16 protein-coding genes and 3 pseudogenes are annotated in these 23,999 nt (G+C 50.7%); 11 read left to right on the forward strand and 8 right to left on the reverse strand.

The window, feature by feature from the left end:
- A complete protein-coding gene (locus tag AVO44_RS20720) occupies positions 1–1,848 on the forward strand; it encodes a TniQ family protein (RefSeq protein WP_082677514.1) in 1,848 nt (615 codons plus the stop codon).
- Between the two features lie 73 nt (positions 1,849–1,921).
- On the forward strand, positions 1,922–2,404 hold the full coding sequence (locus AVO44_RS15595; RefSeq protein WP_068338667.1) for a hypothetical protein: 483 nt from the start codon (positions 1,922–1,924) through the stop codon (positions 2,402–2,404).
- Between the two features lie 322 nt (positions 2,405–2,726).
- Here the strand turns inward: AVO44_RS15595 and AVO44_RS15600 are convergent, their stop codons facing one another.
- Together AVO44_RS15600 and AVO44_RS15605 are read right to left on the reverse strand one after the other, a co-directional pair.
- The gene (locus AVO44_RS15600) at positions 2,727–5,126 is read right to left on the reverse strand and encodes an AAA family ATPase (RefSeq protein WP_068338952.1); all 2,400 of its coding nucleotides are present in this window, start codon (positions 5,124–5,126) and stop codon (positions 2,727–2,729) included.
- Positions 5,119–5,334 carry a hypothetical protein gene (locus AVO44_RS15605; protein ID WP_068338670.1) on the reverse strand — a complete coding sequence of 72 codons (216 nt, stop codon included), beginning with the start codon at positions 5,332–5,334 and terminating at the stop codon, positions 5,119–5,121. The genes AVO44_RS15600 and AVO44_RS15605 overlap by 8 nt, the downstream gene beginning before the upstream one ends.
- Positions 5,335–5,362: 28 nt before the next feature.
- Between AVO44_RS15605 and AVO44_RS15610 the strand changes: the two genes are divergently transcribed.
- From AVO44_RS15610 to AVO44_RS20725, 3 genes are all read left to right on the forward strand, one after another.
- Positions 5,363–5,812 carry a hypothetical protein gene (locus AVO44_RS15610; RefSeq protein ID WP_068338673.1) on the forward strand — a complete coding sequence of 150 codons (450 nt, stop codon included), beginning with the start codon at positions 5,363–5,365 and terminating at the stop codon, positions 5,810–5,812.
- 361 nt (positions 5,813–6,173) lie between these two features.
- Entirely contained in the window at positions 6,174–6,662 is a 489-nt protein-coding gene (locus AVO44_RS15615) for a hypothetical protein (RefSeq protein WP_157769994.1), read from the forward strand.
- Positions 6,663–6,692: 30 nt separating this feature from the next.
- Positions 6,693–7,328 carry a DarT ssDNA thymidine ADP-ribosyltransferase family protein gene (locus AVO44_RS20725; RefSeq protein ID WP_082677515.1) on the forward strand — a complete coding sequence of 212 codons (636 nt, stop codon included), beginning with the start codon at positions 6,693–6,695 and terminating at the stop codon, positions 7,326–7,328.
- A 262-nt stretch (positions 7,329–7,590) separates the two neighbouring features.
- Here the strand turns inward: AVO44_RS20725 and AVO44_RS15630 are convergent, their stop codons facing one another.
- The 3 genes from AVO44_RS15630 to AVO44_RS15645 all read right to left on the reverse strand — a co-directional run bounded on the left by AVO44_RS15630 (position 7,591) and on the right by AVO44_RS15645 (position 14,320).
- Complete coding sequence (locus AVO44_RS15630) at positions 7,591–10,959, reverse strand: DEAD/DEAH box helicase family protein (protein WP_068338687.1); 3,369 nt, start codon at positions 10,957–10,959, stop codon at positions 7,591–7,593.
- Between the two features lie 227 nt (positions 10,960–11,186).
- Positions 11,187–11,390 carry a hypothetical protein gene (locus AVO44_RS15635; protein ID WP_068338690.1) on the reverse strand — a complete coding sequence of 68 codons (204 nt, stop codon included), beginning with the start codon at positions 11,388–11,390 and terminating at the stop codon, positions 11,187–11,189.
- 611 nt (positions 11,391–12,001) lie between these two features.
- Entirely contained in the window at positions 12,002–14,320 is a 2,319-nt protein-coding gene (locus AVO44_RS15645; protein WP_157769995.1) for a glycosyltransferase, read from the reverse strand.
- A 774-nt stretch (positions 14,321–15,094) separates the two neighbouring features.
- On the opposite strand from AVO44_RS15645, the gene AVO44_RS15650 reads away from it, so the two are divergent.
- The gene (locus AVO44_RS15650; protein WP_169794862.1) at positions 15,095–15,685 is read left to right on the forward strand and encodes a hypothetical protein; all 591 of its coding nucleotides are present in this window, start codon (positions 15,095–15,097) and stop codon (positions 15,683–15,685) included.
- 324 nt (positions 15,686–16,009) lie between these two features.
- Here the strand turns inward: AVO44_RS15650 and AVO44_RS15655 are convergent.
- A pseudogene (locus AVO44_RS15655) lies at positions 16,010–16,351 on the reverse strand (integrase core domain-containing protein); the annotation flags it as partial.
- 475 nt (positions 16,352–16,826) lie between these two features.
- On the opposite strand from AVO44_RS15655, the gene AVO44_RS15660 reads away from it, so the two are divergent.
- The 3 genes and pseudogenes from AVO44_RS15660 (at position 16,827) to AVO44_RS21605 (ending at position 19,473) form a co-directional block, all read left to right on the forward strand.
- Positions 16,827–17,906: a hypothetical protein gene (locus AVO44_RS15660; RefSeq protein WP_068338701.1), complete on the forward strand. Its 1,080-nt coding sequence runs from the start codon at positions 16,827–16,829 to the stop codon at positions 17,904–17,906.
- Between the two features lie 184 nt (positions 17,907–18,090).
- Positions 18,091–18,237 (forward strand): annotated as a pseudogene (locus tag AVO44_RS21600) (IS3 family transposase); the annotation flags it as partial.
- A 1,035-nt stretch (positions 18,238–19,272) separates the two neighbouring features.
- Complete coding sequence (locus tag AVO44_RS21605; RefSeq protein ID WP_233421996.1) at positions 19,273–19,473, forward strand: hypothetical protein; 201 nt, start codon at positions 19,273–19,275, stop codon at positions 19,471–19,473.
- Here the strand turns inward: AVO44_RS21605 and AVO44_RS15670 are convergent.
- On the reverse strand, positions 19,436–21,142 hold the full coding sequence (locus tag AVO44_RS15670) for a hypothetical protein (RefSeq protein WP_068338707.1): 1,707 nt from the start codon (positions 21,140–21,142) through the stop codon (positions 19,436–19,438). The two genes, AVO44_RS21605 and AVO44_RS15670, sit on opposite strands and share 38 nt — an antisense overlap.
- 476 nt (positions 21,143–21,618) lie before the next feature.
- Here AVO44_RS15670 and AVO44_RS15675 point away from each other — a divergent pair, with 476 nt between their 5' ends.
- Positions 21,619–22,218 (forward strand): hypothetical protein, encoded by a 600-nt coding sequence (locus AVO44_RS15675; RefSeq protein ID WP_157769997.1) that lies wholly within the window; start codon positions 21,619–21,621, stop codon positions 22,216–22,218.
- A gap of 241 nt (positions 22,219–22,459) precedes the next feature.
- Here the strand turns inward: AVO44_RS15675 and AVO44_RS20730 are convergent.
- Positions 22,460–23,250, reverse strand: a pseudogene (locus tag AVO44_RS20730) (IS3 family transposase); the annotation flags it as partial.
- A 208-nt stretch (positions 23,251–23,458) separates the two neighbouring features.
- Between AVO44_RS20730 and AVO44_RS15690 the strand changes: the two are divergent.
- Positions 23,459–23,992 (forward strand): hypothetical protein, encoded by a 534-nt coding sequence (locus tag AVO44_RS15690; protein WP_157769998.1) that lies wholly within the window; start codon positions 23,459–23,461, stop codon positions 23,990–23,992.
- Positions 23,993–23,999: the final 7 nt, after the last annotated feature.

The following is a 23,999-nucleotide window of genomic DNA, read 5'->3' on the forward strand; positions in this document are numbered from 1 at the left end:
ATGAACGACCTTATCCGCATTCTGCCGGCTGAGAACGAAAGCCTTTTGGGGTTTCTTCGCCGTTATGGACATATGAATGCTTACAGACACACAGCAGATTTTCTGTCGAGAATTAACGTCCGCTATGGTCGACAAATGGTTGAGGAATTGCCTGCGCTCGCCAGTGCCTTAGACGTTGATAATCTTCGGTTGAGCCGCATCTCTCCTTCATCCAATCCGACCACGGCGTCGCTCGAGTGGGCGTTCCATCGACATCATTCAGATCCCTTTTGCCCAAAATGCTCGGCGAATGGACAAGTGTTTGAAGCATCTTGGCGGCACGCTTTGGTGTCCGCGTGTCCGCACCACGGAACGCGACTTGTTGACAGGTGTCCAATTTGTGCTTCGCAATTCACGCCTGTCTCGGGCGGGTATGAGACGTGCAGTTGCGGTGCTCAACGGGCAGAAATCGAAACAGAACCAGCACCGGAGCATGAAACTGCAATCGCTCGCTTAATTTCCGGATCGACGCTGGAAGGTACGTATTGCGCGCCGTTTGATGATGTGAACCCAGTCCCAGCCGATATCGGGGGTTTCTTGCATTTTTTGGCTTCGAGCTTTTCTCAGAATCGCACTGGAAAGACCGGGAAAACTAGGTTGCCTAAAACTGTATCCGAGTCAGTTGCGTTGCTGGAACCAGTTGCGAAACTTCTACACAATTGGCCGCATGGTTTCGAGGATCACGTGAGTGAGCGTCTAACTGCGAGTGCCTCTAAAGAGAATTCAGCACCAGCGAAGTTGGGCAAGTGGTATCATCGACTGATGAAATTCAAGGAGCCGGCCTACGATCCGTTTCGTTCGGCCGTCGCACGCGTTGTCGCAGAGGAATTTAATGGCAGCTATGTTGGCGCAATTGTTGTTTCCAGTCAGCGAGAATGGGTGTCTGCCAAAGAGGCGTCCGCAGAACTAAACATCTCGCCACAAAGGTTGGTCGAAGCGGTTCAGAAAAAGCACATTGCCGGTAAGCAAAGCCAAAGTGGCTACGGGCATACACACACGGTCATCCCCCGGCTGGAGCTTGTGAATATTGCAGCAGATAGAGATCGATACTGTAGTGGATTAGAGGTTCAACGGCTGCTTGGTATCCACCGAAAACAGTTCGAGCTTTTGCGAGAGGCAGGCGTCGTCAGCGAGGTTGCAGTGCAGCATCGCCCTGCGCTGGTCGACGGCGGTTTTGACCGTGTAGCGCTGCTGGATAGCATCACTAAACTCAGATCTTCTGCGGATCACCGACCTGGCGATACCGTCAAATTGTTTGAGCTGAATCTCCGCAGAACGACAGATCGTTCCGCCTTGTTGCACCTGTTCCGCCTTGTGTTTGAGTGCAAAATCAGACCTGTCGTCGCCGATGAAGACATGGCCTTAAGCTCATTTGAGTTTTTGAAGAGTGAGATTGATGACGAACTGTCCACGTTGCGGTTTTCGCGCGATTGGACTGCGCATGATGTGGCCAAGATTGCTGGATGGAAGCCGCAGTCTGTGGTCCATTGGTGCAGATTAGGTTTGCTCGAAGCGCGCCAGGTACAACATGGGCCGAACTTATCTTACCTCATCAGCCCGGAGCAGTTGGCACGGTTTCAAGCAACATTCGTACCTGTTGCGACGCTTGCTAAGTCGCGAGGTACTTCGTCTCGAAAACTCATGGAATCTTTGGCCGACCGAGAAATTCCGACCCATGGCGCCGAACCCGAAGGGCGCACGAGCAGGGGGCATCTCGTTCGGCTCAGTGATCTGCTCGTGACCGGTGGGGACGACGCACCAAACCGGCGGGTTTGTGAAGATCCTCGGGCAACATCGATGCAAACGTAGTTTTGCTTGCCAGAATGATGGCTGAATTGAGCAAATTTTCCCCAATACTCAACCCTAGAAAAAGGAGCTCACAATGAGCAAACACTTCACACCTTCTGAACCCTTTGCTTCCGATACTCGCTGTCTCGGGAGCCAAGATCGCTTTGTCTTTTCCCTTGTCAAGAGTAGTGAGCGCGTCGTTCTAGATGTCTTTGTCATTGAAGAAACAGGAGAAGTGCTCGCATCAGTTTCTTCAGGTGGAGACCGATTTACGCCGGCGAAGTTCCTAGAAACCTCAGTTTTGCCGGTCTACGCACGCAGAGACCGCAAACTTCGGTACGTTCAAACGAATTTGGGGCAAGACTATGCAGACAGCGACTATCAAAAACTGCTGACTCAAGAAGGGATTTCGCAGGTATATGATCGGCAGATCGCAAGAAGCTCGTGTGAGGATTTCGCCAGAGCCTTCCATGCGGAATTCTGTGAGATGGGAACGATCAATCCGTTCTATCGCTCAGCGGAAGATCTCAAGCTTGACTTGATTGACTGGCTGAACGGGTTCAATCGCCATCTTTGAACGTAGTTTCATTGGACGCTAAGCATGCCCCCCACCCAAAACTATTGCCTGCTGAGTTTGACAAACGCCAAAACCCACTCAGCAGTCCTTGGTCGTAACATAATTGCGAGAAAGAAACTGAAACGGATTCTACAGCCAAGTGGCCTGGATCAGGGGTTGGGTCGGAGGCCAAGTTAGGGCAGAGAGAGGTCATTGGCTGCCTTCTAGTCCATCCGATCAAAGCCCTCGGGTGCCGGAGTATGATAACTCTTTGGCTTGCTTGGTCCAATTTGGCAACCTGCCCTAGCTCTATTGATCCAGAAAGCTGCTCCGCATTTCGTACTCAAGTCTTCCAAGGTATCTGTAGTTTGCCGCAACGGCACGAAATCGCTTTAGCCCCCGCCACTGGAGCTGAGGCCCTAGCTATGTGATTGCAGCCATGGCAGACAAACAAATTCACAAGTTTGTTGATGTCTTCGAGCAGAACATCGATGTCGCCGCCCACGATCTTTTCTGGGTTATCATGAGAATCGAGATTTGCGATGAGAGTTGAGCCGGCAAGCTCAGCGAAAACCGCATCTTTTGCGAGGTCGGGCGACTTCTCTTTGAGCGTCGAGCGAAGCTGCGATAGCAGTTCTTCTGGCATGCGTTTCTCATTAACTTCATTGAACCGGAAGGCAACTTTAACTTCCAGAGCATAACAAACATCCTTCAAGACTGCTTCGAGGAGCTTGCGCAAATCGTTGGTAACGTCTTCCTTACCCTTTTTCTGATCGATCAACGCCCGCAACGTCGCAGGGCTTTTCTCCAGAAGTATGCCGTTTTCATTGTCGGCGCTAACCTCATGGAACAGCCAGCCTGACGGAGCCATTTCGCGCTTGATGAGATCGAACCAGACATTTTCGTGCGTCAGGATAAGAATCTGCCAGTCCGCAAACTCTTCTTTTAGCAGCCGCAGTAGCCTTCTTCTGTGATTGATGTCAAAGCTCGTGACGATATCGTCCAGCACGAGAAAACGCGCTTGCTTGTTGAATATCCGTGCGTTCGCAAGAAAGAGCACGACGCCCAAACTATTGAGGTGGCTTTCGCTCAGATACTTGCGCGGCGGCTGCGTTGCTTGGCCATGAAAAGAATATTCAAACTCAACGCCTTCTTCGCCGACCATGGAAAGATGGACGTTATCAACGCTCTCTTTGGGGTGCAGCTTCTGGTAAAACTTGCCGACATCGGCGCTGATTATATCGAGAACGGTTTGAAGCGCTTCGTTTTGCACCTTCACGAACTCATCGAAAATGGTCGACAGCGTCAGGATTTGCGCTTCAAACGCGGCGATGGTGCGTTGGCAGGTTTCGTAGGATTTGACTTGGCTGCCAACCGTTTGCAGAGTCGTCAGCACCTCGGCGATCCGTTTCTCGATTTCGGTCAGTTCGAGCTTTTTGGCGGCTTCCTGTGCCACCGTGGCTGACGCTTCACACTTATCACTCAGGTCGGCGATTGCGTCTACAAAACCTTCGGGCGGCTCAAACACCGTCAGGGTTTCAAAGGCCGCCTCGACTGTTTTACAACCTTCGCGAAGTGACTGATAAGTCGTCTTGGCCCTATTCACCAACGCCTCGAATTCTGCCAGATCACTGTAGTCTGAAACTACCGTATTGGCCTTAGTTCCGGCATCAGTGATGGACGACAGAAGATCGTCCTTACACTCACCGCATTCATCAAGCTTATCTTGAAGCTCGCCGAGTGCTGTGATCCGCTGCGCAACCTCGACTTGAAGGTCCTCGAGCTTGTAATCGCTCAGGCAGAAGGGGCATTCATCCTTGGTGAATGCCTCGTCATCGATGACCGTTTTGCCTTTGACTAGGAACTCGCTCAGGCGCAGCTTGTTGACGTTCTCGCGTTCGTTTGCCAGTGCATTGTAATCCTCTGAAAAAACCTTCAGCTTATCGGTTACTTGTTCGAGATCGGTTTGAAGGTCATTGCAAAGCTGCTCCAAAAGTTTCAGACGTTGCGCTGCCTTGATCTTTTCGGCGTTGTTTCCGAGGCCGCGAAGTTCATCGACAGCCGTTTTGTAGCTCGTCTTGTCGACGATCTCCGTGGAAGTATCAAACGGATCTACAAGGCCTTTTGCGATTTCAAAAAAGGCAGCACGATCAGGCACAACTTGGCCAACAGACTCAATCATCGCGGATTGCAGATTTTCCGACTGCTGCTTCGCACCAGTGTAGGAACCGTCTTTTTGCAGGGCGTTGCGCGACTGCTGGATGACTGACCGAAACTGAATGATCTCGTCAAAACCGATAATACGCGCTATCGCTTCGCGCTTTCGTCCCTTGGTTTCGTCCAGAAAACCGACGATATCGGCATGCCGCAAGATGATACGGTCACCTTTGAGGTCTTCCAAGAGAGTCGCGACATCGGGATCGCCATAGGCGGTGCTTGTCTTCAGGGCCGCCGAAAGGCTTTTGGAGCCGTTTTGATCCGCGCCGTCAAAGACGACTTCGACAACACTCGCGTCACCGTCTTCGCATTTGACATGGCGTAGCGCGTCTAACTTGCAATCTTCCTTCCACAGGTGCTCGATCCGGTCACGGATGAACCATTCCAGCGCGTCGGTGATCGTGCTTTTGCCAGCGGCGTTTTCTCCATAGATCGCAAGGCTTCGATGTTTCTTGGTGAATTCCAGCGGCAACTCAAACCGGGCGCCACGAAAACCGGTGGCTTTGAGGGAGCGCAGCTTAGTCATCTGCACCGCCTTCATCTGCCTGAGTATTGATCGCTGCCTTGCGCAGAACTTCGAGCTGCCGAAGCAGATTGACCTTGGTCAGCTTGCCTTCATCACGCAGTGCGCCGACCGATTTTACAGTGTCAGGATCAAGGTCTTCGTCCTTCGCTTGCTCGTTGATGAACCCGGTGACAACTTCGGTAGCCGTCTTAATTTTTTCATTGGTCACAGATGCTTATCCCTACTAGTATGCCCCGATGCGAATTCTTTTTACCAAAACCTACAATCTGCGCGAGCAAGAGATCAAGTTTGTTCGCGGCGTTGCGGGCATCTATTTCATCTATCTATTGGATATGGAAATTCCTTATCCGTTTCAGGCGTCTAGGCTAATCTATATCGGAATGAGTGAGTCAAAGCAGAACAGCCTGTCAATGAGGCTGAGAGGACACCTGACAGGGCAATCTGGAAATCTCGGAATCAGCAACTACGCCAAGAACTACAAAGCCAAATTCACCTATTACTCCGCTGACGTGCTAAAGACTTACGGTAATGATAACGTCTATGATCTTGAAAGCTTCTTTCTGACAGATTTTCTGGAACAGCACGGCTCGTACCCCATCTGCAATGGGCAAGCTGGCCATCAGTTATCCGACGACTCGAAGGCGTTATCCGCTTCAATCGATTGGACATTCTTTGAACTCCCGTGACTGCAATACTGATCCCGTTTCGGCGGTCTCGGCTTTCGTATAGCCTTTCACCTTAACCATGTCCGCTTTGGCGCGGCATGGCGCCACGAACAGTTTTGGCAGCCAAGGGCAGCAATGGCCGTTCGCCACCTTAAATTGTGAAAGGGCAGAGTGCGGACAAATGGCGCCACCGAAAGGTGCATGCAGCATCCCGCGAAGCAGACTTTCAGCCCTACAAGGCGCGCCCGGTCGGATGGAAGTGAACAAGGGCTACATAAAAAGATGCGTCACCTATCACTTTCGACTTGCGGCGGCCATTGAGCCAGATAGAGACTTGATTACTTCCTGATCTAACTGCGTCCCGATCATCCGGATCCGACTATTGAGTAAGAATGACTACGCCTCCGAAGATGCCCGAGAAATGGCAAAAATTTTGCGCACTGCAAAATGCATCCGTAGATACGACAAGATTTCACATGACCTTCTTGGAGAAATACTTGTAGCTGCGGCGTTGGAAGGTGTTGTCGAGGGCGGGAACCGGCGTGGCTCTGACATTCATGCGCCGGCATTTGGACTAGTAGAAGTGAAATCCCGTATTCTCGGTACTGACGGCCCTTTTCCGAGAGTTTCGTTGCGGCCGAGCAATATCGAAAAAGCAGACTATTTTGTTGCAATCCGGTGGAATCGAGATTTCTCGTTCTATGATGCAGTCATGAATTCAAAGGAAGCTGTTCTGCCTCTTTATTCGGTTAAAAAGCAAGGCTCTGGGGTAGCTCATATCAGCTGGAAAGATTGGTGCTCGACCTCTGGCGCCGTTAGCCTAAAGGAAAGAATGATCCAGATATTGCATGGCAATGAAGAGGTAAGGTGAACCGGATTTCCGTTCTCAGTGCTAGTTATCATGAAGGAAACTAAAAGACAGGTTCGCATAAAAGAAGTAGCCGAGGCACGCGGTGTTCGCCGAATTCTGCACTTCACAGCAATTGAAAACATCCCGTCAATCGTCCAGCATGGTTTGCTCTCCGTTCAAGAGTGCCGACGGCGTGGCCTTGAAGTTGTAACCACAGATTGTATTCGTATTGACAACCGGACTGATACCATTTGCACCACGATCACTAACGTCAATCGCGAAATGCTGAATCGTAAAATCGTAGACTTTCCAAACCGGCGCTGGGTCATCCTCCATCTCTCGCCGGAGATTCTTTGGGAATGTCGATGCCGCTTCTTGCATACCAATGCCTCCCGGCGTGAAATATTGCCTTACGACCATTTCTATGAATCCGCTGAAGCGTTTGAAGCAATGTTTCGCCGCAACCGCGCTGGTATCACAATTGTCGGTAGTCAAGCGATTCCTGCTAATGTTCCACTCGATCCGCAGGCCGAAGTCCAGGTCTCAGACCATATACCGGCTCGGTTTATTCTCGGCGCCGAAGTACGCGGCCGCGAGGACGCTATTCGAGTTGATACCGCTTTTCGCGATTTGCCTGAATGGGAGCGCGAAGTAAGCGACGATTCACACCTTCTCTGGGGGCGCTGAGAGAGTTTGTAACCGCAGCAATGCAGCTTCCAGAATGAAACTGCGCATCTCCCGAGAACAAGAAGTCTAAGAGGCCTTCAATCTATGCGAGTACACTCGCGATACTAGCTGAATGGCAGCTAGCACACATTTTTTTAAGGCGCAGCGATTGGCAAGCCTGGTGATGCTGCGGCCAACTTCGAAAATCCCCTTTTTGGGAGCGCAGCAACGCAGCATAGTTTGCCAGTCGAGCTGCGGTTTTGGGGGCAGGTTATGAAGCCACCTAGTGTTCTCCTGTACCATCCGAAAAGAACACCACTGAAATGCGCTGTCCAATTGCAGGTTCGTGGTCGCGCGAAACCTGTTCAGCTTCCTCGATGACCCGGACCATTTTTTCATGGATCTCAGCGGACGCCTGATGATCGCTTTCGAGCTTTTCCAGGATAACCTGAAGCGCGATGTACCCCTTGGGAAGATCCTCATAGGCGAAGCTGTCACGCACTTCGTGTTTTGCTTGTTCCCAGAAGGGATCAAGCTCACGGCTCCACGCCTCGCACACCATTTCCACGGCCGGCAGGGACAGATGGCCAAATAGTTCTTGATCACTGAGTTCGATACCACCTTTGCGTCCCATGAACTCGGCGCAGGCTTTCATGAGGCTCTCAACGCGCGCCGGGCGCAAGTCCCACTCGGTCAGCTTGCCGATCTGCTCTGAAATCGTCTCTAGCGCTTCAGAGAGACCTTCCAGTGACATGTGGGCGTGTTCCATGCCAAGGCTTCTGGTCCGTTCGTATGCAGTCTCCAGAGTTTGGACGCAGGCCAGCTGGTCGCGTTCCAATATCAGGCCTGGCGCAGTATCCTTAAGAAGCAGCAGGCGAGGCGGAAAGAAGCTGTTGCTCTTGCTAAGTCCTTTGAGATGTAGCGCCGTGAATTTCTCACGAGCCGATAAGAGCGCCAACTCTGCACCCCAGGTGCCTTGAATTTTGGCCTTGTCGATGAACTTGTAGCGCTCTTCGGGGATTGTATCCTTGGTGCGCTCCAGCACATCGTGAAAGTTGTTGTCGCGAAGCTGCCTTGGGGATCGCAGATATTCGACAACACTTTCGAGGATCAGTTCTGCGTCTTCGATGCTTTCTTCTAAGACCGCGTCGACTAACGCTTCCCCAGCCAAAGTTTTGTAGTTCTCTATGCGCTGGGCGATTTTTTCGTCAGATGCAAACTGACCTACCGGTACGTCAACAAGGTGGTAGTTGACGACCCCGAACTCACTATCGATCCGGTCGATCCTACCCAGACCTTGGATGAGCTCCTTCAGATTCGAGGTCAGGCCAAGCAATACCAGCGTGTCTGACGACTGAAGGTTGATACCTTCAGCCATCTTGTAAGTCAGAAAAACCGATGCAGATCCTTTTGGTTCGTTCTTTCCTCCAGGCCGGAAGTAAGACTCAACGGACTTTCCCTGTTTGATACGCTTGAAGCTGTCGGGGCCGTCTCCAAAGATTGCCTTCACCGCACAATCTTCTCCCTTGGTTTGATTTCCCACGACATAGTTGGTGTGGTGGCCTCGGCGCGACAATGCTTCTGCAAATATCTCGAGTGTGTCCGTCCGCTCTGCGAGAAAAACGACCCTGTCTTTTTCATTTTGTATTCTCAGGCACGCTTCATACCGCTTTTCATCAAGCTCCTTGAGAACACTGAGACCCAGTTTTTGGTTTAGAGCGTCGCATTTTTTTGTGGGTTCAGGCGCTTCTATTCCCAATGCCGCGAACATGTCGGACTGGTCGCGGTGGGATACCTTTTTCTTCGATTTCCCACCACGCTCGAAATCGCGAAGCGATTTGCCAATAGCTCCATGAGACATCTCCCAATGGGCTTGGGCGGCGCTCACGCGCAGAATGTTCAAAAGGTTGCGGATGTAGAGCTGGTCCTGCGTGCTTTGTTGCGTGCTGACGTGTCCGAAGCGGCTTTTCTCGACAGCGGTCACCCTACCGCCAGGCGCAAGTTCTTTGCAGAGAGCCACAATCTCATCCAGGCGCGTTTGCTGAGGCTTTGTCACTTTAAGTTTCTTCGGGCGCCCGTGGTTTTCTAGTCTTGGGTAACTGTGATTGGTCGGATCTTCGTCCTCGCCAATGCATTTCCGTTGTCTGCGTGTCAAAAACGGCGAAACCAGCTGAGCGAGTTCGTTGCGCGCCTCTCGCGTGAGCGTCGTGTCAGGCTCCGATAGGACGGCCAGTTGCGCATCCTGATTGAATATATCCTTGGGCACTTGGGTTTCGCGCTCGAACAACTCACCCATGGCCTGAATGAAAGTCGGCGTCATGAAAATGGACGCCCGCTTCTCCTGCATATGGGTCAACCAGTCGACATCCCGGTTTCCGAGCAGCGTCGCCGACAGACAGACATTCCAGCTTGGCGGGGCAAGCTCGATGGCTGAGGCCATTTGAGATGCTTGTTCAAAGCCCGGCGTAACAGTGTGGCTTTCATCAATGATCAGAATGCCAAACTGATCGAGCCTGAGCCCAGACTTTTCTCCATCGCCGGCACCGCGGAGGTGTTGTTTGGCAAGTTTGCTGTTTGCGACAGGTTGGAGCGAGTTTGTCGAGTACTTGCGCCAACTTGGAATTACTTTGGGCGGGGCAATTACAGCTGCATTTTTTCGCGCTACGCCATGGACCGGGGAGCGGGGCACGACTTCCGAGAATGTTTCTGACAATGCTTCAGCCAGGTGACAGCCGATCTCTGTCTTTCCCGAACCGGTCGGCGCTTCTACGAAGGCGATGCCATGGTCATAAACGATGGAACACGCCTCATAGGTCAGCTCCTGTTGATACCCAAAGAGCGTATGGCTCGTGATCTCTTTTCGGGCGCCAGTGAGCCAGGGTTCAAACCCCTTTTGCTCCGAGATCGTTCGCGCCATCGCATCTTCAGCGGTAACCGACTTGATAAGTCTTTCCAGTATCTCCAGTGCTTGGGCATTCCAATCGACGGACACGTCCCAGGCTTGCTCAGCGGCATCTGTGCGTTCGACCTGAAGTTCATGAGTTCCCGCATCCAGGTCATCGGCATACTCAATGTTTCTGTAGAGCCCAGAATAGGAAAAGTTTGCGGACCCGGCGACGGCACCTTTTGATGAGCTGACGATTTTTGAGTGTAGCCGCCGATCCCCAGATATCCCCAACTTGCGTTTGGCGAGCTCCGGATCGAAGACACGCAAATCTATTTTGCCGGTTTTGATGGCGTGTTTTGCCAGCACCGCGAGAAGATCGTGATCCTCTTCCACTTGAAGCCCGGAGCGCTCCAGCCAGTAGAGTTTCATTTCTTCGGTGACTGGTTTGGGGTTGGTAAAATGTTTGGTATTCGCCGTGTCGATCCCGAACGATATCCGGATCCGGATGTCACTGTCATTTTCCGGATCCTTCAGCTCGGGCAATTCCTTCATCAGAATCGAAAGCGAAGACAGGAAGTCCTGATACCCGGTGACAATCAGACAATCGCCAGAGGTGATATGGGGTCGATAGAGATTGATGACCGGCCGGTCGATATTGGTGCCGACCTTCGCAACTGGTTCGGCATCAAGCTCGCGCGCTGACTTTTGATCTATTTCAGTGAGGTGCTTTGGCTTGGAGCGCAGCCAATCTGGGAGTGAAAACAAGGAACAAGACTTGGTTTAAGGACGCCTAGTCTAATAGTGATACTGCGCAGATCGTCGTTCAAGACATACACGGCAGAAACATTCGATTTCCGGAAACTGTCGGAAATTCGCACCGGTTTTGCGAGCTTGTTCCCCAATCATTTGCAAGCTGCGGATCTGAGCAACGTGTATGAGATAAAATTTGGGAGAATTGAAGCGGTGGGCTGGTGAATGACCAGCCCATCGCATCACACCCTCGCGTCTGAGGCGGCAAGATGGCTTTTGACATTGCGGAAGAGGTGCTCATAGTCACCTTGGACCGCGTCCTCCAGAAAGGCCTGAATTCTGGCTTGTTCGACTCCGGCGCGTTCGGCTGCGGACTGGCAGCGCGCCAGCACTTCAAAGGCGTTGGCGTTTGTTTTGGGCAGGTCGATGGTCGCAAGCTTTTTCATGTCAAATTCTCATGTAGAATGCCGGGCAACCATCGCAGGTCGAACTTAATCTCAGGTATAAGATTTGCGGTTTTTTCCCCCGATCCAGAGACTGATTGGGATTTAACATAAGTCGCGATTATAGAGCGAAGGGTGTGATCGCCCTTTTACTCAAATTGCTCAGAGAAGATGGCGAGTTATTTAACAGGCACAAAAAGCGCCGGGACATGGACCGCTGCTCCTCATCATTTTTGGTTAGCCCTTTCGAACTAAGCTCCAGCTTTGCTCCAGCGCTTTCAACTGGCATGGCCTCTCGCAACCAGATGGTGCCTCTGTATCTCCGCTTTGCGGCGCTTTAATTAGCGCTTGCTATACTGCCTACTGGCCAAGGTCACCGACGAGGTCAACCTTGGCTTCAGTGTAGTCTTTCAACTCTTTTACTGCGTGGAACGCGCCACCTAACACTGGATTTGAAGCCGCTATTGCGGACTGCAACGAACCTAGAATTGAGTTAATAAGATTCAAAGGATACTTGAGGACTTTCCGGGCTGGCCGCATGAAAAGGCGAGAAAGTTCCTCTACTCTTCGGCTTCCTCGACATCCCATCAATCCGCCTCTGGCTACGCCACTTGTCAATTTAACCTATCCATTCGTCGACGAATTCGATGCAGTAGGAAAACCCGAGGTGACTTCAAAGGATGTCGCAACACAAATCTTGACAGGCTTTGCCTGTCGGCGAGAATTGCCTCGAACCGACCAGGTTTCTTCAGCCATCGAGGGGCAACAAGACTAAACCTGTCTCTCGACAAACTGCTTTGCAAGTAATCCTGTTCAATAGTGAATTCTCCCGAAACTATTGTGATGGGTGGAGTATCTGTTTGTAATCTTAAATTAATATTCGGAGGTAGATGTTTTTCGGAAACAATTCCTGACTGTTTTAATGCAAGATGCAAGCTGCGAGAAAGAGCCTCCAGACTGAACGCATTTTCAGCAGAGAGACGGGCGGTTAGTTTTCGTTGCCGAAGAGCATCCGGATCCATTGCCATCTGCATAAGGAAATCTGCCATTTTCTCAATGGCCATGTCCCTCGGTTCTTGACGCGGGACATGGAAGGACCCGTGTATAGCACCACATATTTCTGGGAGAGCGCCGCCGCCTCTTAGACTGATCGGTACTGCACCACATATAGCTCCTTCAGCAATTGTTTGACCGAAGGTCTCGTCGCGAGAGGCTGTCAGAACGAAATCTGCTACTCTGAAATAGTCAGCGAGTCCATTGAGATCCTTCAGGTACGGAACTTGAGTGACCATTTTCTGATTAGAGTATTTTGACGGGACTCCCTTTCCAATTACCAACGCATGAAATTTCTCAGCGGGGAGCTTCTCCAATAGTGCCCAAGCATCAGTTCCGCCTTTGCGCGGATCTTTGTAGTCTCCACTAGGCATCAGAATAATTTTTTTTGCGGCGGGGAGACCCAATCGATCCCGAAGTTGCGAAACCTCGTCTGCATCGACGGGGAAAAAACGCTGCGTGTTAATGCCAAGTTTTGCCACAAAGACTTTGTCACTTACCTCAGACCGGCTGAGACCGCGCCCAAGCAAGATGTCTTTCGCAATGTCTGCTGTATAGTTAGAATTTGCCAAAAGTCGCGCGTTTGGATGCTCGACAAGGCGTCGTTTGCGCGACAAAGCAGCGGGAATACGTCTCGGCTCCAAATTCGGGTATTCTTGGGACGTCGGACACGACGCATCGCAGGACGCGTCTTTAGCTTTCGAACAAGCACCCGGGTACGCACACCGCCCCGTGAGAATGTAGAAATCATGGAGGAAGAAGAATGTCTTCCACCTGTCCAGTACCGTTGAAAGCCACACGTGCTTTCGCTCGGCTCCGTGCAAATTCCCGATGATAACTGCATCTGGGTCCAAACCCTCCATTAACAGAATGAGGTGTTCGTAGTCGCGCACATTGGAAAAGTTTGCATCTCCGACGTCTTGGGCCAACGAAAAGCAGTGAACGTCACAGTTCTGCAAACGCAATGCTTCAGCAATTCGTCGGTGACCCACACCGGCACCGTACTTAAAACCGAGGTCATTGATCAGAACAATCACCGGGCGCTTATCGGACCACTTATACCCGGGATTTACCGGCAAATCATTCAGCCGCGGTGCGTAGCTGCCCACAACTTCCTTGAGTTCAGCTCTAAATGCCTCCTCTAGATGGGTCTTTTGCTCATCATGTTTGCGAAAAAACGTGATGGGTGCGCCAATCCCACATACTCTTGCGCCAGCACCCGCCAGCCGCAGCCAGAGCTCGTAATCCATGCTATAATGCAAGTCCTCGGATACGTATCCTCCGGCTTTTTCATAGATTTCTCGCGTGAAGAAGACCTCTGGCTGATAGAAGTACTGGCCTGTGTTCCACATACCGTCGAGATTCAGGAGCTCGCGCTCGACCAAAGGACCGTCCGCAAGGCCGTAAGTGTGGCGCGACAGCGGCGTTTCATCAGAAAAGAGGACAACTTGGCCGGCCACCAAATCGGTATCATTTTTCTCAAAAGCAAGCGCCATCCGCCACAACGCCCAAGGTGCGAATATATCATCCGCGTTGAGCCACGTTAGGATGTCCCCCGTCGCCCGATTGAACGCCTTGTTCAGAGCATCTGCTTGCCCCTTGTCTTTCTCGATTGTGGCGTCCAGGAATGAGTATTCCGAAAGTATCTCTGCTGTACCATCATCAGAACAGCTGTCGTAAACGAGGTACTCGAGGTTCGGATAGTATTGGTGAAGCACTGACTCAACTGTATCACGGATGTACTTCCCTGATCGAAACGCGGGTGTTACGACCGTAATTCGAGGTAAAGTGTTCTCGCGATACCCTGCCGCTTCGGCGCAAAGCGCTTTGCAACGCTTCTCGTTTCGAAACCAAAACGGATCGAAATTATCGTTCTTCAAAATAAACCTCTTTTAGGAATTGTGTTAAGTTATGCATCTTTCGGAATATATTTTACAACTCTAGAGATGCAGATGTGTCTCGTAATTTAACTTCGAAAAATCGTCAATTAGTACACAAATGGTTTTCCACCAATACTCAATCACGTTGGCGTGACTTAAAAATTTAAGTAACAAAAAGGTCGAGGCTTGACGAAAAACGCGTAGTGTATGGTGCTCATCGCGCGAGCGCAGTTATCGCTGGCCGACGGTTTCGCCTGTCGCAGCGCCTTGGTTGCCAGCTCCAGAAAGGACAGAGCAACGTCCAAAAAATCGGCTCATCTTACAAGAATTTTCATTCGAACATAGATATTTAACAATATGTTGGGGAACACGTCGTCGATTTTTGTCAAAAAAAGCCACGAACGGTGTTCTCCACGTTCATCTGCAACCTAAAGCAATCTCTAGCGCCCGACGTTCCTGTGCCTGTTTGTTGAAACTATCGTAAAGTTTGCCAGCTGGACTTTGATCTTTCCCACTTGGAACCACCTCTGAGAAGTCAAATAGACCAGCAACACTTGGACTATGGTGACAGTAATTTCTCTTCTAATTTTCGTCACCAGAAAAGGCGCCTACTCTGTCTGAAGGGGTAATGAACCAGAAAATCTTATCATCAATTCAGTTAGAATCATTGACTCTTCCTTACGCCGAAACGAATTTGCGCTCGAGAACTACAGTCAAGTATAAGGCCAACTGATGAGATCGCGGATATTTTTCGACAAAAACAAAAACTTACTTTTGATTACAAATCTAAAGGTTGGCTTCACTGCTTTAAACAACCAAAGGCCGGAAGATCTTCAGCTGGTTCCAAATTCAACAACTGATGCGCGGGATTTCATCAAAACTGAGTCTATTGAGCGCGTTGCGTTTGTTCATCGTAATCCAGCAGAGCGTTGGATGTCATACTATTACCATTGGTTCGTAAATAATCCAGTGGTTGGAAACCCACCAAAATTGAATCAGCAATTCAATTTACTGTCCGATGTTTGCGACAACGACTTCTATATGGAGTTCTGCTCTCTAAGAGCTGAAGACAGGCGCACGGAAGGGACTATGAAGCGTCTTTGCACATACTTTCCAATGTATTATCAGAGAGATGCCCATACGAGGTGTCAATTGCAAATCGTTAAGCGTTTGGGCTTTAGCTTAGAATCCATAACAGACAGTATCAGGCTGGATGATTTGTCTGACTTTATGTTCAAAAATTACAATATTGAATTTTCAAAGGAATTGAAGAGCGGTCGTCCGACATCAGTTCCCAGTTTTGTTTTAGATATGTGTAAAACTCTTTACGCGGTTGACTATCAGGAGCTGGGGTATTGTTTTTGACATGAAAGTAGCAAGTTGGTTGGTGCCTCCACATCATACACGAGGCCGCGAAGTCATCCGTTTTTAGATCAGGTTTTATACAGAAGATGACGGTTGCTTCGAAAGCGACGGCCGACAGGAAGACCTTGAGGCGTCGCGCACGGTGGATTGCTGCATGCCTCTAGTCCTCGAGCCTGCTAAGCATGATTTCGATGTGGTTGCGACGCTCACATCGACGCTTATCGTACTTCACAGATGTCTTGCGTTACCCGAGACCGGCGATACAAGGCCTTAAACCGCAAAAAGTCAAATGATCAGCCCCACCTAAGTGGTCCAATTTGATTGTTAGTGCATGACCGGCCTTTGGTCCATCTGGATGATGGTTTCGGGAGCCGGAGGGCGGTAACCCAGAGCACTATGCGGTCGTTTGGTGTAGTAGTGCTTTCTCCATTGTTCGATCAGGATTTGGGCCTCGCGCAGGCTGTAAAATACCTCACCATTCAGGAATTCGTCGCGGAAGCGGGCATTGAAGCTTTCACAATAACCGTTCTCCCGCGGCGACCCCGGCTCGATGTAAGCGGTTCTGGCGCCGACATCGGCGATCCAGTCCCGGACAGCTTGGGCTACGAACTCGGGTCCATTGTCGGATCTGATGAACGAAGGGATGCCGCGCAAGATGAACAGGTGTAAATTGAGCATAAGCGTGCACGAATCGCTTAACTCGCGCTTTAGTTGTGGCAAATTATCAAGCAAAAGCAAATACTTGAGCCGGAGTCTTTTTTGGTTCGACACCATAACCATGCAAGGCCGGAAGCATAACCGTGCAAACTCAAAATAGAGGCAAAGCCCATAAGAAACGAGAAGTACTTGAACTGCGAGAACGCTTTGTCAAAAGAGGTTGTTTTTTGAGTATCGCATCAGATGCGGGCCGCTCGGCTGGTTCGAATGGCCGTGCAGTCGATAAGACTGCGGGCTTGGAACATTTTTAGCTCTACCAAACCAACGCACAAACATTGACAGAGAAACACTTGCGGTCAGTTTATGCTACCCTACCGCATCCTGTTGAAGCTCGAAACTCGTCATTCGAGCCGTGAACCGGCATACTAAAGCGGCAGAATTGACCTACCGAAGGAGGTTCGGCAGTGTTGAGGCTATTGGCAGCATGAGTGTTGCCAGAAGATTGGCCGGTAACAATCGGACTGAATACATGTTAGATGAATCAGACACGTTCGAAGCAAGAAAAGCCCTAAGCACCGAGAGTTCAGCGGCTGCTTCTGTAATCTTAAATTCTCTCAAGGGCTTCCAGAAGACATTTGTTTGGCCACTTGACGACGAAGTCAACGCAATTGGGAAGCAGGTCTATGACCTGAGAAAACAGGGGAAGGAGCCATCAGGTAGTCCCAAAGTTAATACGCTTCTTGCGAGACAGACGGGCGCTCCACCGCACAAAATGATAATGGCCGTTGTTCCCAAGCTTCTGACGCTAGTTAAGTCATGCCATCGCCTAGCCAATCCCTCACAAGGTTTAACTGAAGACATTAATGACCTCCGAGGTGTCGTTGAAAGGTTCGCAGCGCTTGAAGTAGTTAAAGACAAATCACTAGCCATCGTCCCGTCTGGTAAGGTCAAGAGCTTTGAGGAGCTAGTACAGGTGGCGGATGTGATAGCAGATTTGCTTGGAACGAGATTTGATTGGGAAGCGCATCAGTTCACAAGCTTCGAAGAAATGGGAAAAAAAACCGAATACACAGATCCCAAAAGAGATGAACCGGACTTGTGGGGGCGCGGTTTTCAAGCCCGAAATATCTTAGGCCAGATCGACAAAGTTGACAAGAAATTACCGGGTATTCGAGCATACTACAATTTCTGCTCTGAGTTTGTGCATCCTAATTTTGGGGACCTTATTTCGACCACCTGTGACAAGACGCTAGTGCCAACAATGTTTAACAAGGTCGCGGTTGCTACGACCTATTGTGAAAACTCTCTAAACGAAGATAGCGGTTGGTCTCAGTATACTAAGTCGAGGTTCCTCCTTGCAGAAGCCTATAGGTTCGGGACCAAGGTTATCGAACAAGTACCTCCACAAGTGGCCTTCTACAAGGATGTTCTCGGAAGCGCCATTCGGGTAAATCGAAGAAACGCCCACAAAAAAATAAGGAATTCAAAAGACCAATTCAGTAAAAATGACTTCTGTCCTTGCGGGTCCGGTAAGCGTATTTCAATCTGCCTGAAAACTAACTAACAAGTTTGCTGATGATTTTGAACGTGCAAACGGAGCTCAACCAAGTTGCTCACAGTTAGTGCGGGTAATTTCGAGTTCGGAATTTCACCAAGTCTCGTTTGTTTGACGTCAGCGCCAATGGGACAGTTTAGGTCGATTTGATAAGAGAGGGTTTCTGGCTCATCGTAACCGCCAAGGAGTGGAGATGAGAAAGAAACCCGGAACCAAACAGAGCCACGGTGAGAAGGTCGTAAAGGACATTCGCCGTGTGACCCGCAAACAGTATTCCGCAGAAGAGAAGATCAGGATCGTGCTGGACGGCCTTAAAGGCGAGGACAGCGTTGCAGAGCTCCTAGTTTTTGAGAGACTCAATCAAAACACCAGCATCTGCCAGGCTTGCAAACGCAGACGAGTAATCCTTGAATTTTGTGTAGTCCGGCTGCTGTTTCAAAAACTGTTCAAGCTGCCAATCGGCCTCTTCGATGCCTTCTATCAGCATGAATGTCTCCGATCCGTCGCGCGCCCGGTCAAACACCGGAACTCTGGCGCTATCAAAAATTCCGTTAGACAGGCTTTCTGACAGCCGAGCAAACGCGGGTCTGGTATCAATGGCGCGTCCATAGGCGATCCTGATAATGGTTTCGGCAGCAAGTTTGGTTTTCAGGAGCCTTTCTGCATTCGCCTTGGTATCCGAAGTAGCCACCAGGTCACGCCATTTGTCCGCCGCGTTCTGAAGCATCCAGGGTATCCAGGACAGAAGAATTGCGCGCAGTGTTTCGAGCTCGTCATTAGTGATTTCCAGCCGCTCCTCGTCCCATACATGCATGGGGTGTGGGTGCTGCTGGGTAACCGTGTAATTTGGGACACTCCCATTCAGTCTTTTCACGCGGGTCCTCATATCTCGGATCCCGCGCACGCGACTGGCTACAACGTATCTATTGATTTTGGCCCTTACGTAGAGCGTTTCGAGTCCGTCGTAGCCAGCAGATGCCAGAACTTCCTTTCCCGGCTCTGTAAATCGACACTCATTCAGCACGTACTCATAGGGAAAGTCCCAATTCAGAGACTGCGAGCGGAAAAGTTCATAGTCGTCGTAGTCGATATGGTGAACAATGCGCCTTTCAAACACAAAGGTCACTCTCCGCGTTGTGGTCGATTGGACAACCTCCTTGTATTCCAGAAGGCCTAGTTTCTGTCCAAAACCTAGAAGGCGGTCGCGCGGCGCATTGGTGATGATATCGACAAGTCTCTGCTCAACAGTGGGCTTTCCGGGGCGAGTCTCAAGGCCGAGGCCGCCCATGTAGAGCTCCCAATAGAGTTCGCTGCCCTCGTCCGAGAGATTGTCCAAGCCTGGTATGAAAACATAGCTGATCTCCTGACGCATTTCATGCGTCAGATCAAAGAAGGCGAATGTCTGATCTTGGAGTTCTTTGACCGCATGGACAAACAGGTCGCGGCTCGCGTCAACAACAGCCTGCACCTTCTCAACCTGATCCATCAGGCTATCTGCCAAGCCATCCAGACTATCTGGATCATAGTGAAGCCCGCGGTTAAGGATGAACCTCGTCAGGAACACGTTGAAAAATAGGGCTGGGTTGCCGATCTCCTCCAGTGCTGCTGCAAGCCTCCGACCCAGCGCTTTTGTTTTCAGATCCGCATCTGGCTTTATCAAAAAAAGCCGCCGCATGCTGAGCAAAGCCTATGCGTTCTTCGACAGGGAGGGCAATGATATCTTCCAGCTGCTCGATAGGGCGAGTGAAGACATTCTCCTGAAGCATGAAGGTCGGTGTGCGAATGATGTCCAGATCTGTTGAGAGCTTGACCAGGTCTTGAAGATAAAAGCGCAGTCTCAGATAGACATCTTTCAGTTCTTGCGGGAAATCAGCGTAGGTATCTGGTCGTGTTTCAGCCATTTGATAAAATTGGCTCAGTGGATCTCGGAGAATGTCCGCAGCGCGCTCATCCAGGCTGACGTTGCGCAGCACCTCATCCCGGAAGCTAGACCTGATCAAAGCATTCAGCGAAAGCAGTTGATCTGTCATAAGGTCAAGTTGATCTTTGACGTCATCAATACTGTCGAGAATATCCTGAGTGTTCTGCTGGGAAAGCTCGATCAGGTAATCGACAGTCCCTTGAAGCACCGCGATGTCCTGCTTGACTTCCGTCAGCAGCTTCAGTGTTTCAATTTGCAGCTCAACGACCTGCGAGATCGCATCCAAAATAATTTCGTCTGCTGTGGGGCCCGCATCCCCGAACACGCCCGAGATCGCAGATATTCCGCTCAGGACACTGCCCACCCCGCTGAAGCTCAGGCCACCTGACGCGTACATCGAGCCAATACCATCGAAGATCTGAAGGCCCCCATTTGCCAGAGCGCTGAACTTTGACCCAAGTTCGGGATCAAAAAAGGAGATGATCTGGGCCGCTCCATTCACCTCTTCGGTCAGGTTTTTGACCCTCTCATTGTGCTTTTCGATATCCGTCAGTTCATTTTGTGCATCTGCCAAAGCATTCTGTACACCTTCACGAACCGTGTCGTTCACTCTTCGAAAGAGATCTTCTTCGAAGTCTGGGCTTAGTCCTGCCTCTGTGCGGACTTCGTCTTTTGGCTTGTCCCCCAGCTGAATACTACCCCATCCCTCATAGGTAACATTCGGCGGGTAGAGGTTGGTGTCGACCTCCATCTGAAAGTATGAACGCGCTGTTTGAACGTCTTCTGTGAAGTTCAAGGTGGAGGAGATGTCGTTGAAAAGCTCAAAGTCGCTTTCTCCCGGACGATAAGAGCCTGGCATTCCGATAGTGGGGCCGTCGGTTCTCGAGGTGCGCTGGGCAAGCCGTCGGTCAAAGATGAAGCCAGCGTTTTTCGAAAACTCACGCGGGTTGGCTTCGATACTGCGGCGCAAGACATCGACGGCATCTATGCCGTGTCGATCTCCAGGTGCTCTGGTTAAAGCAGCCAACAGGCGGGGGTCGAGTTTGATTTTTGCCGCAAGCCTTCCGAACTTGAAGTCCTTGCTGAAGGACAGGGAAACTGAGTTTCCGCCGGAGCGATAGCTTTGCACCCACTTTTTGAGGACAGCACGTTTATACGGTCCTTGATTGATCGCGGCCAACAAGTGGAGTGCATAGGCACGCGGATTAGCCCGATATGCAGCCTTCAATCTCCGTATTCCAGCCTCACGGGCGATCTTCTTGCTGCGATCACTCTGCTGTTCCCAGTTGGCTCGAAACTCAGCCGCGCTTACCTCTTGCGTCATCGTAATACCCTATCGTGAAAACGCTCTCTAAATCGAATCCGAGCTGGCGAGGTTAATTTGAGCTAGTTCAATTGCAAGCCCTTCAGAAATTCTTCTAAATTGGTCTTTAAGCGAATATGCTCAATGAATGATCGTATGACAAAAATACTTCCCAGCGGATTTTTGTCAGCAACAAGCTCGGCTTAGTTGCAATTTTGTCGATGGGTTGCCGAGTTACCATATCGCCCTCCTCTGTAACTTGCGCAATCCAGAGCGCGACCAGCGGCGACACTGGATCAAATGCTGTTCGGTCCTAGTGTCTATCGCCCGCATCTCGAAGCTCACGGCAGGCAAGTTCAAGGTGCTTGCCGCCGTTCGCAGCGGTCAAGCCTTAACCATGATAGCTTTCAGCATAGTATGGAAGGTATCGAGCGCCTCCACATAATCTGAATCCGTGAGCGGAGAATACTGCTTTGTCGTGCCTAAGCGACCAAACATTGGTTCAGCTTGAAAAAGGCGTATCTCCGAGAAACTGCTTCTTAGCCAATTGCCCAGAAAACCTTGTCGCAGACCTTTTTAGAGCAATGAGCATCAGCAAAGAACTACTGTTAACTTGGGAGCGTAACCGGGGTTGCCGGAATTCGGCGGAGCAACGTGAATTTGCTCGAGCCCTTGAAGGTGTCTTTGGACGATTTGCATTTCCAGACGACTTTGTCGTTTCAGTTAGCAAATTCCGGCGCGCAGTGCTCGACACCTATTCCAAGGAAAATTCAGAGCTAGGACGGGCCTTCCGTTCCATTCGCGAGTTTAGAGTTTGGCACCATGAAGACTGGAGGGATGGCACGAGTGTTCCTTTCACCTTTGTTGCGGTGCTCGAAAGGTTGGAACAGCGAGAACTAGAAGATCGCTCCAAGATCGCGGAAATCGTTGAGGAGAAGATCAAGTCGATCAACTGGGTAGGTGTGTTTTCGCTTCAAGAAAATGCGCTCCTTGCCGCAACCTACAGCGATCTTACTGCCGCCGACTATGTCAACTCCTTTCCGCTTGAGCTCAACTCGCTGTATTTTGCGCGACGCTACGCAACTTCAGACAAATGAACTCATACTAGCAAAGGCTACTGAGCATATCGGAACCAGACATGGCCTCGATTAGACAACCAATGTCCGCTTCTCATAGTGAGCAACTTGGCATCCACGCCGTTAAACAAGCCTGATGTAGATGAGGCGCACCAGTGAAACCGCGCATAAGCTCGCCTGGTCGTTTCAAATACAGAAAAAACTCCTTGACACGCATTTGCATGAAACCCGCTGGATTTGCACGCTTATGCTCAATTTGCAACAGGTCGCTCAGGGCGTTGATGACATTTCCCGAGTTCAACTTGCGATCCACGCGGATGGCCAGACACTCCCGGCTGTATTCGTCGATAATGTTCAATGTGCGGAAAGCCTTCCCGTCGTCGGTTCGGCAATGCACAAAGTCATAGGACCAGACATGATCGCGGTGTTCCGGCCGAAGCCGGACGCACGATCCGTCATTCAGCCAGAGCCGTCCCTTCTTTGGTTTTTTCATTGGCACTTTCAGCCCCTCTCGTCGCCACAGCCTTTCAACCCGTTTGTCGTTCACATGCCAGCCTGCATCTCTGAGCAGGGCCGCAATGCGACGATAGCCATACCGACCATACTGACGCGCCAGCTCGATCATGTCGGCCACCAGCAGGTCTTCATCCTGACGACCGACTGGCACCTTTCGTTGAGTGGATCGGTGCTGTCCCAGGACGCGGCAAGCCCGACGTTCCGAGACGTGCAACTCAGCGCGCACCCGATCAATACAAGCTCGGCGACGAGCGGGGCTCAGAAGTTTCCCTTTGCAGCTTCCGCCAGGATCAGCTTGTCCAACGTCAGATCGGAAACGGCTCTGCGCAACCGCTCGTTCTCTTTCTGAAGACGTTTCAGTTCTTTTAATTGGTCTGTGCCCATACCACCGTATTTCTTCTTCCAGCGATAATAGGTTTGTTCAGTCACACCAATTTGCCGGATCGCATCCAGACGCGGCATACCTTGCCCAGTAAGGACCTCAACCTGTCGTAACTTCGTGACAATTTCCTCTGGCTTGGGTCGCTTGTTCCCCATGTGATTCCTCCGTTTTCCTAAACATAGTGGAGGACCACTTCACTGGGGGAAGACCACAAATTCCGAGCCGTGAGTCATGCAGCGCGTTAAAAATCAATGCATCCTGACCCTAGGCTCTCGCCTGTCTGCAACAAGGTGAGGGCGGCGAATGTTCTTGCTTCGACAGGTATGCAATGCAATCAATAGTTTATTAGTTGGAGCTTATTTCATGTCGCAGGATGTGGATCCTCAGAATAATGGACCACAGCACACCCTGAGTGTTGCTCTGGTAGCAATGGCCTCGGCGGAGAGGCTAGGTGATCGAACACCATGGGAAGGTATCAAGGTTACGATATCACAGCTCTTGGAAGATCCTTACGGCGAGACCGATATGCGCGATTGCATGCTGGATCTGAACGATCCGAATGTAGCCCGAACGCTGAAGTCGTGGTTCAAAAAATTTAGAAAAGAAAGACGGATGAATGGCGCTGATGCTGCGCGAGGCGATGAGAAAGTTCTCAACGGCCTCCAGAATGCAGCTGTCACGGTAGGAGCTGGCGCCATAGGCTTCACTCTTCTGAAGGCTGTTGCCTTTTCTGTTACGTGGCCAGTGATAGCTATGGCAGCCTTTGTTTATGGTGTGGTGGCCTATGGTCGTTGGAGGCTCTCGAAGCGCAGCGATGCTGCCAATGATGACGTGGAGCTACTTGATGACTACATCGAACTTTTTGATCAAAAAATCAAAGGGGAGTTGAGTCGCTGATGGCGCT

It is taken from the genome of Ruegeria profundi (assembly GCF_001507545.1).
GTDB lineage: Bacteria > Pseudomonadota > Alphaproteobacteria > Rhodobacterales > Rhodobacteraceae > Ruegeria > Ruegeria profundi.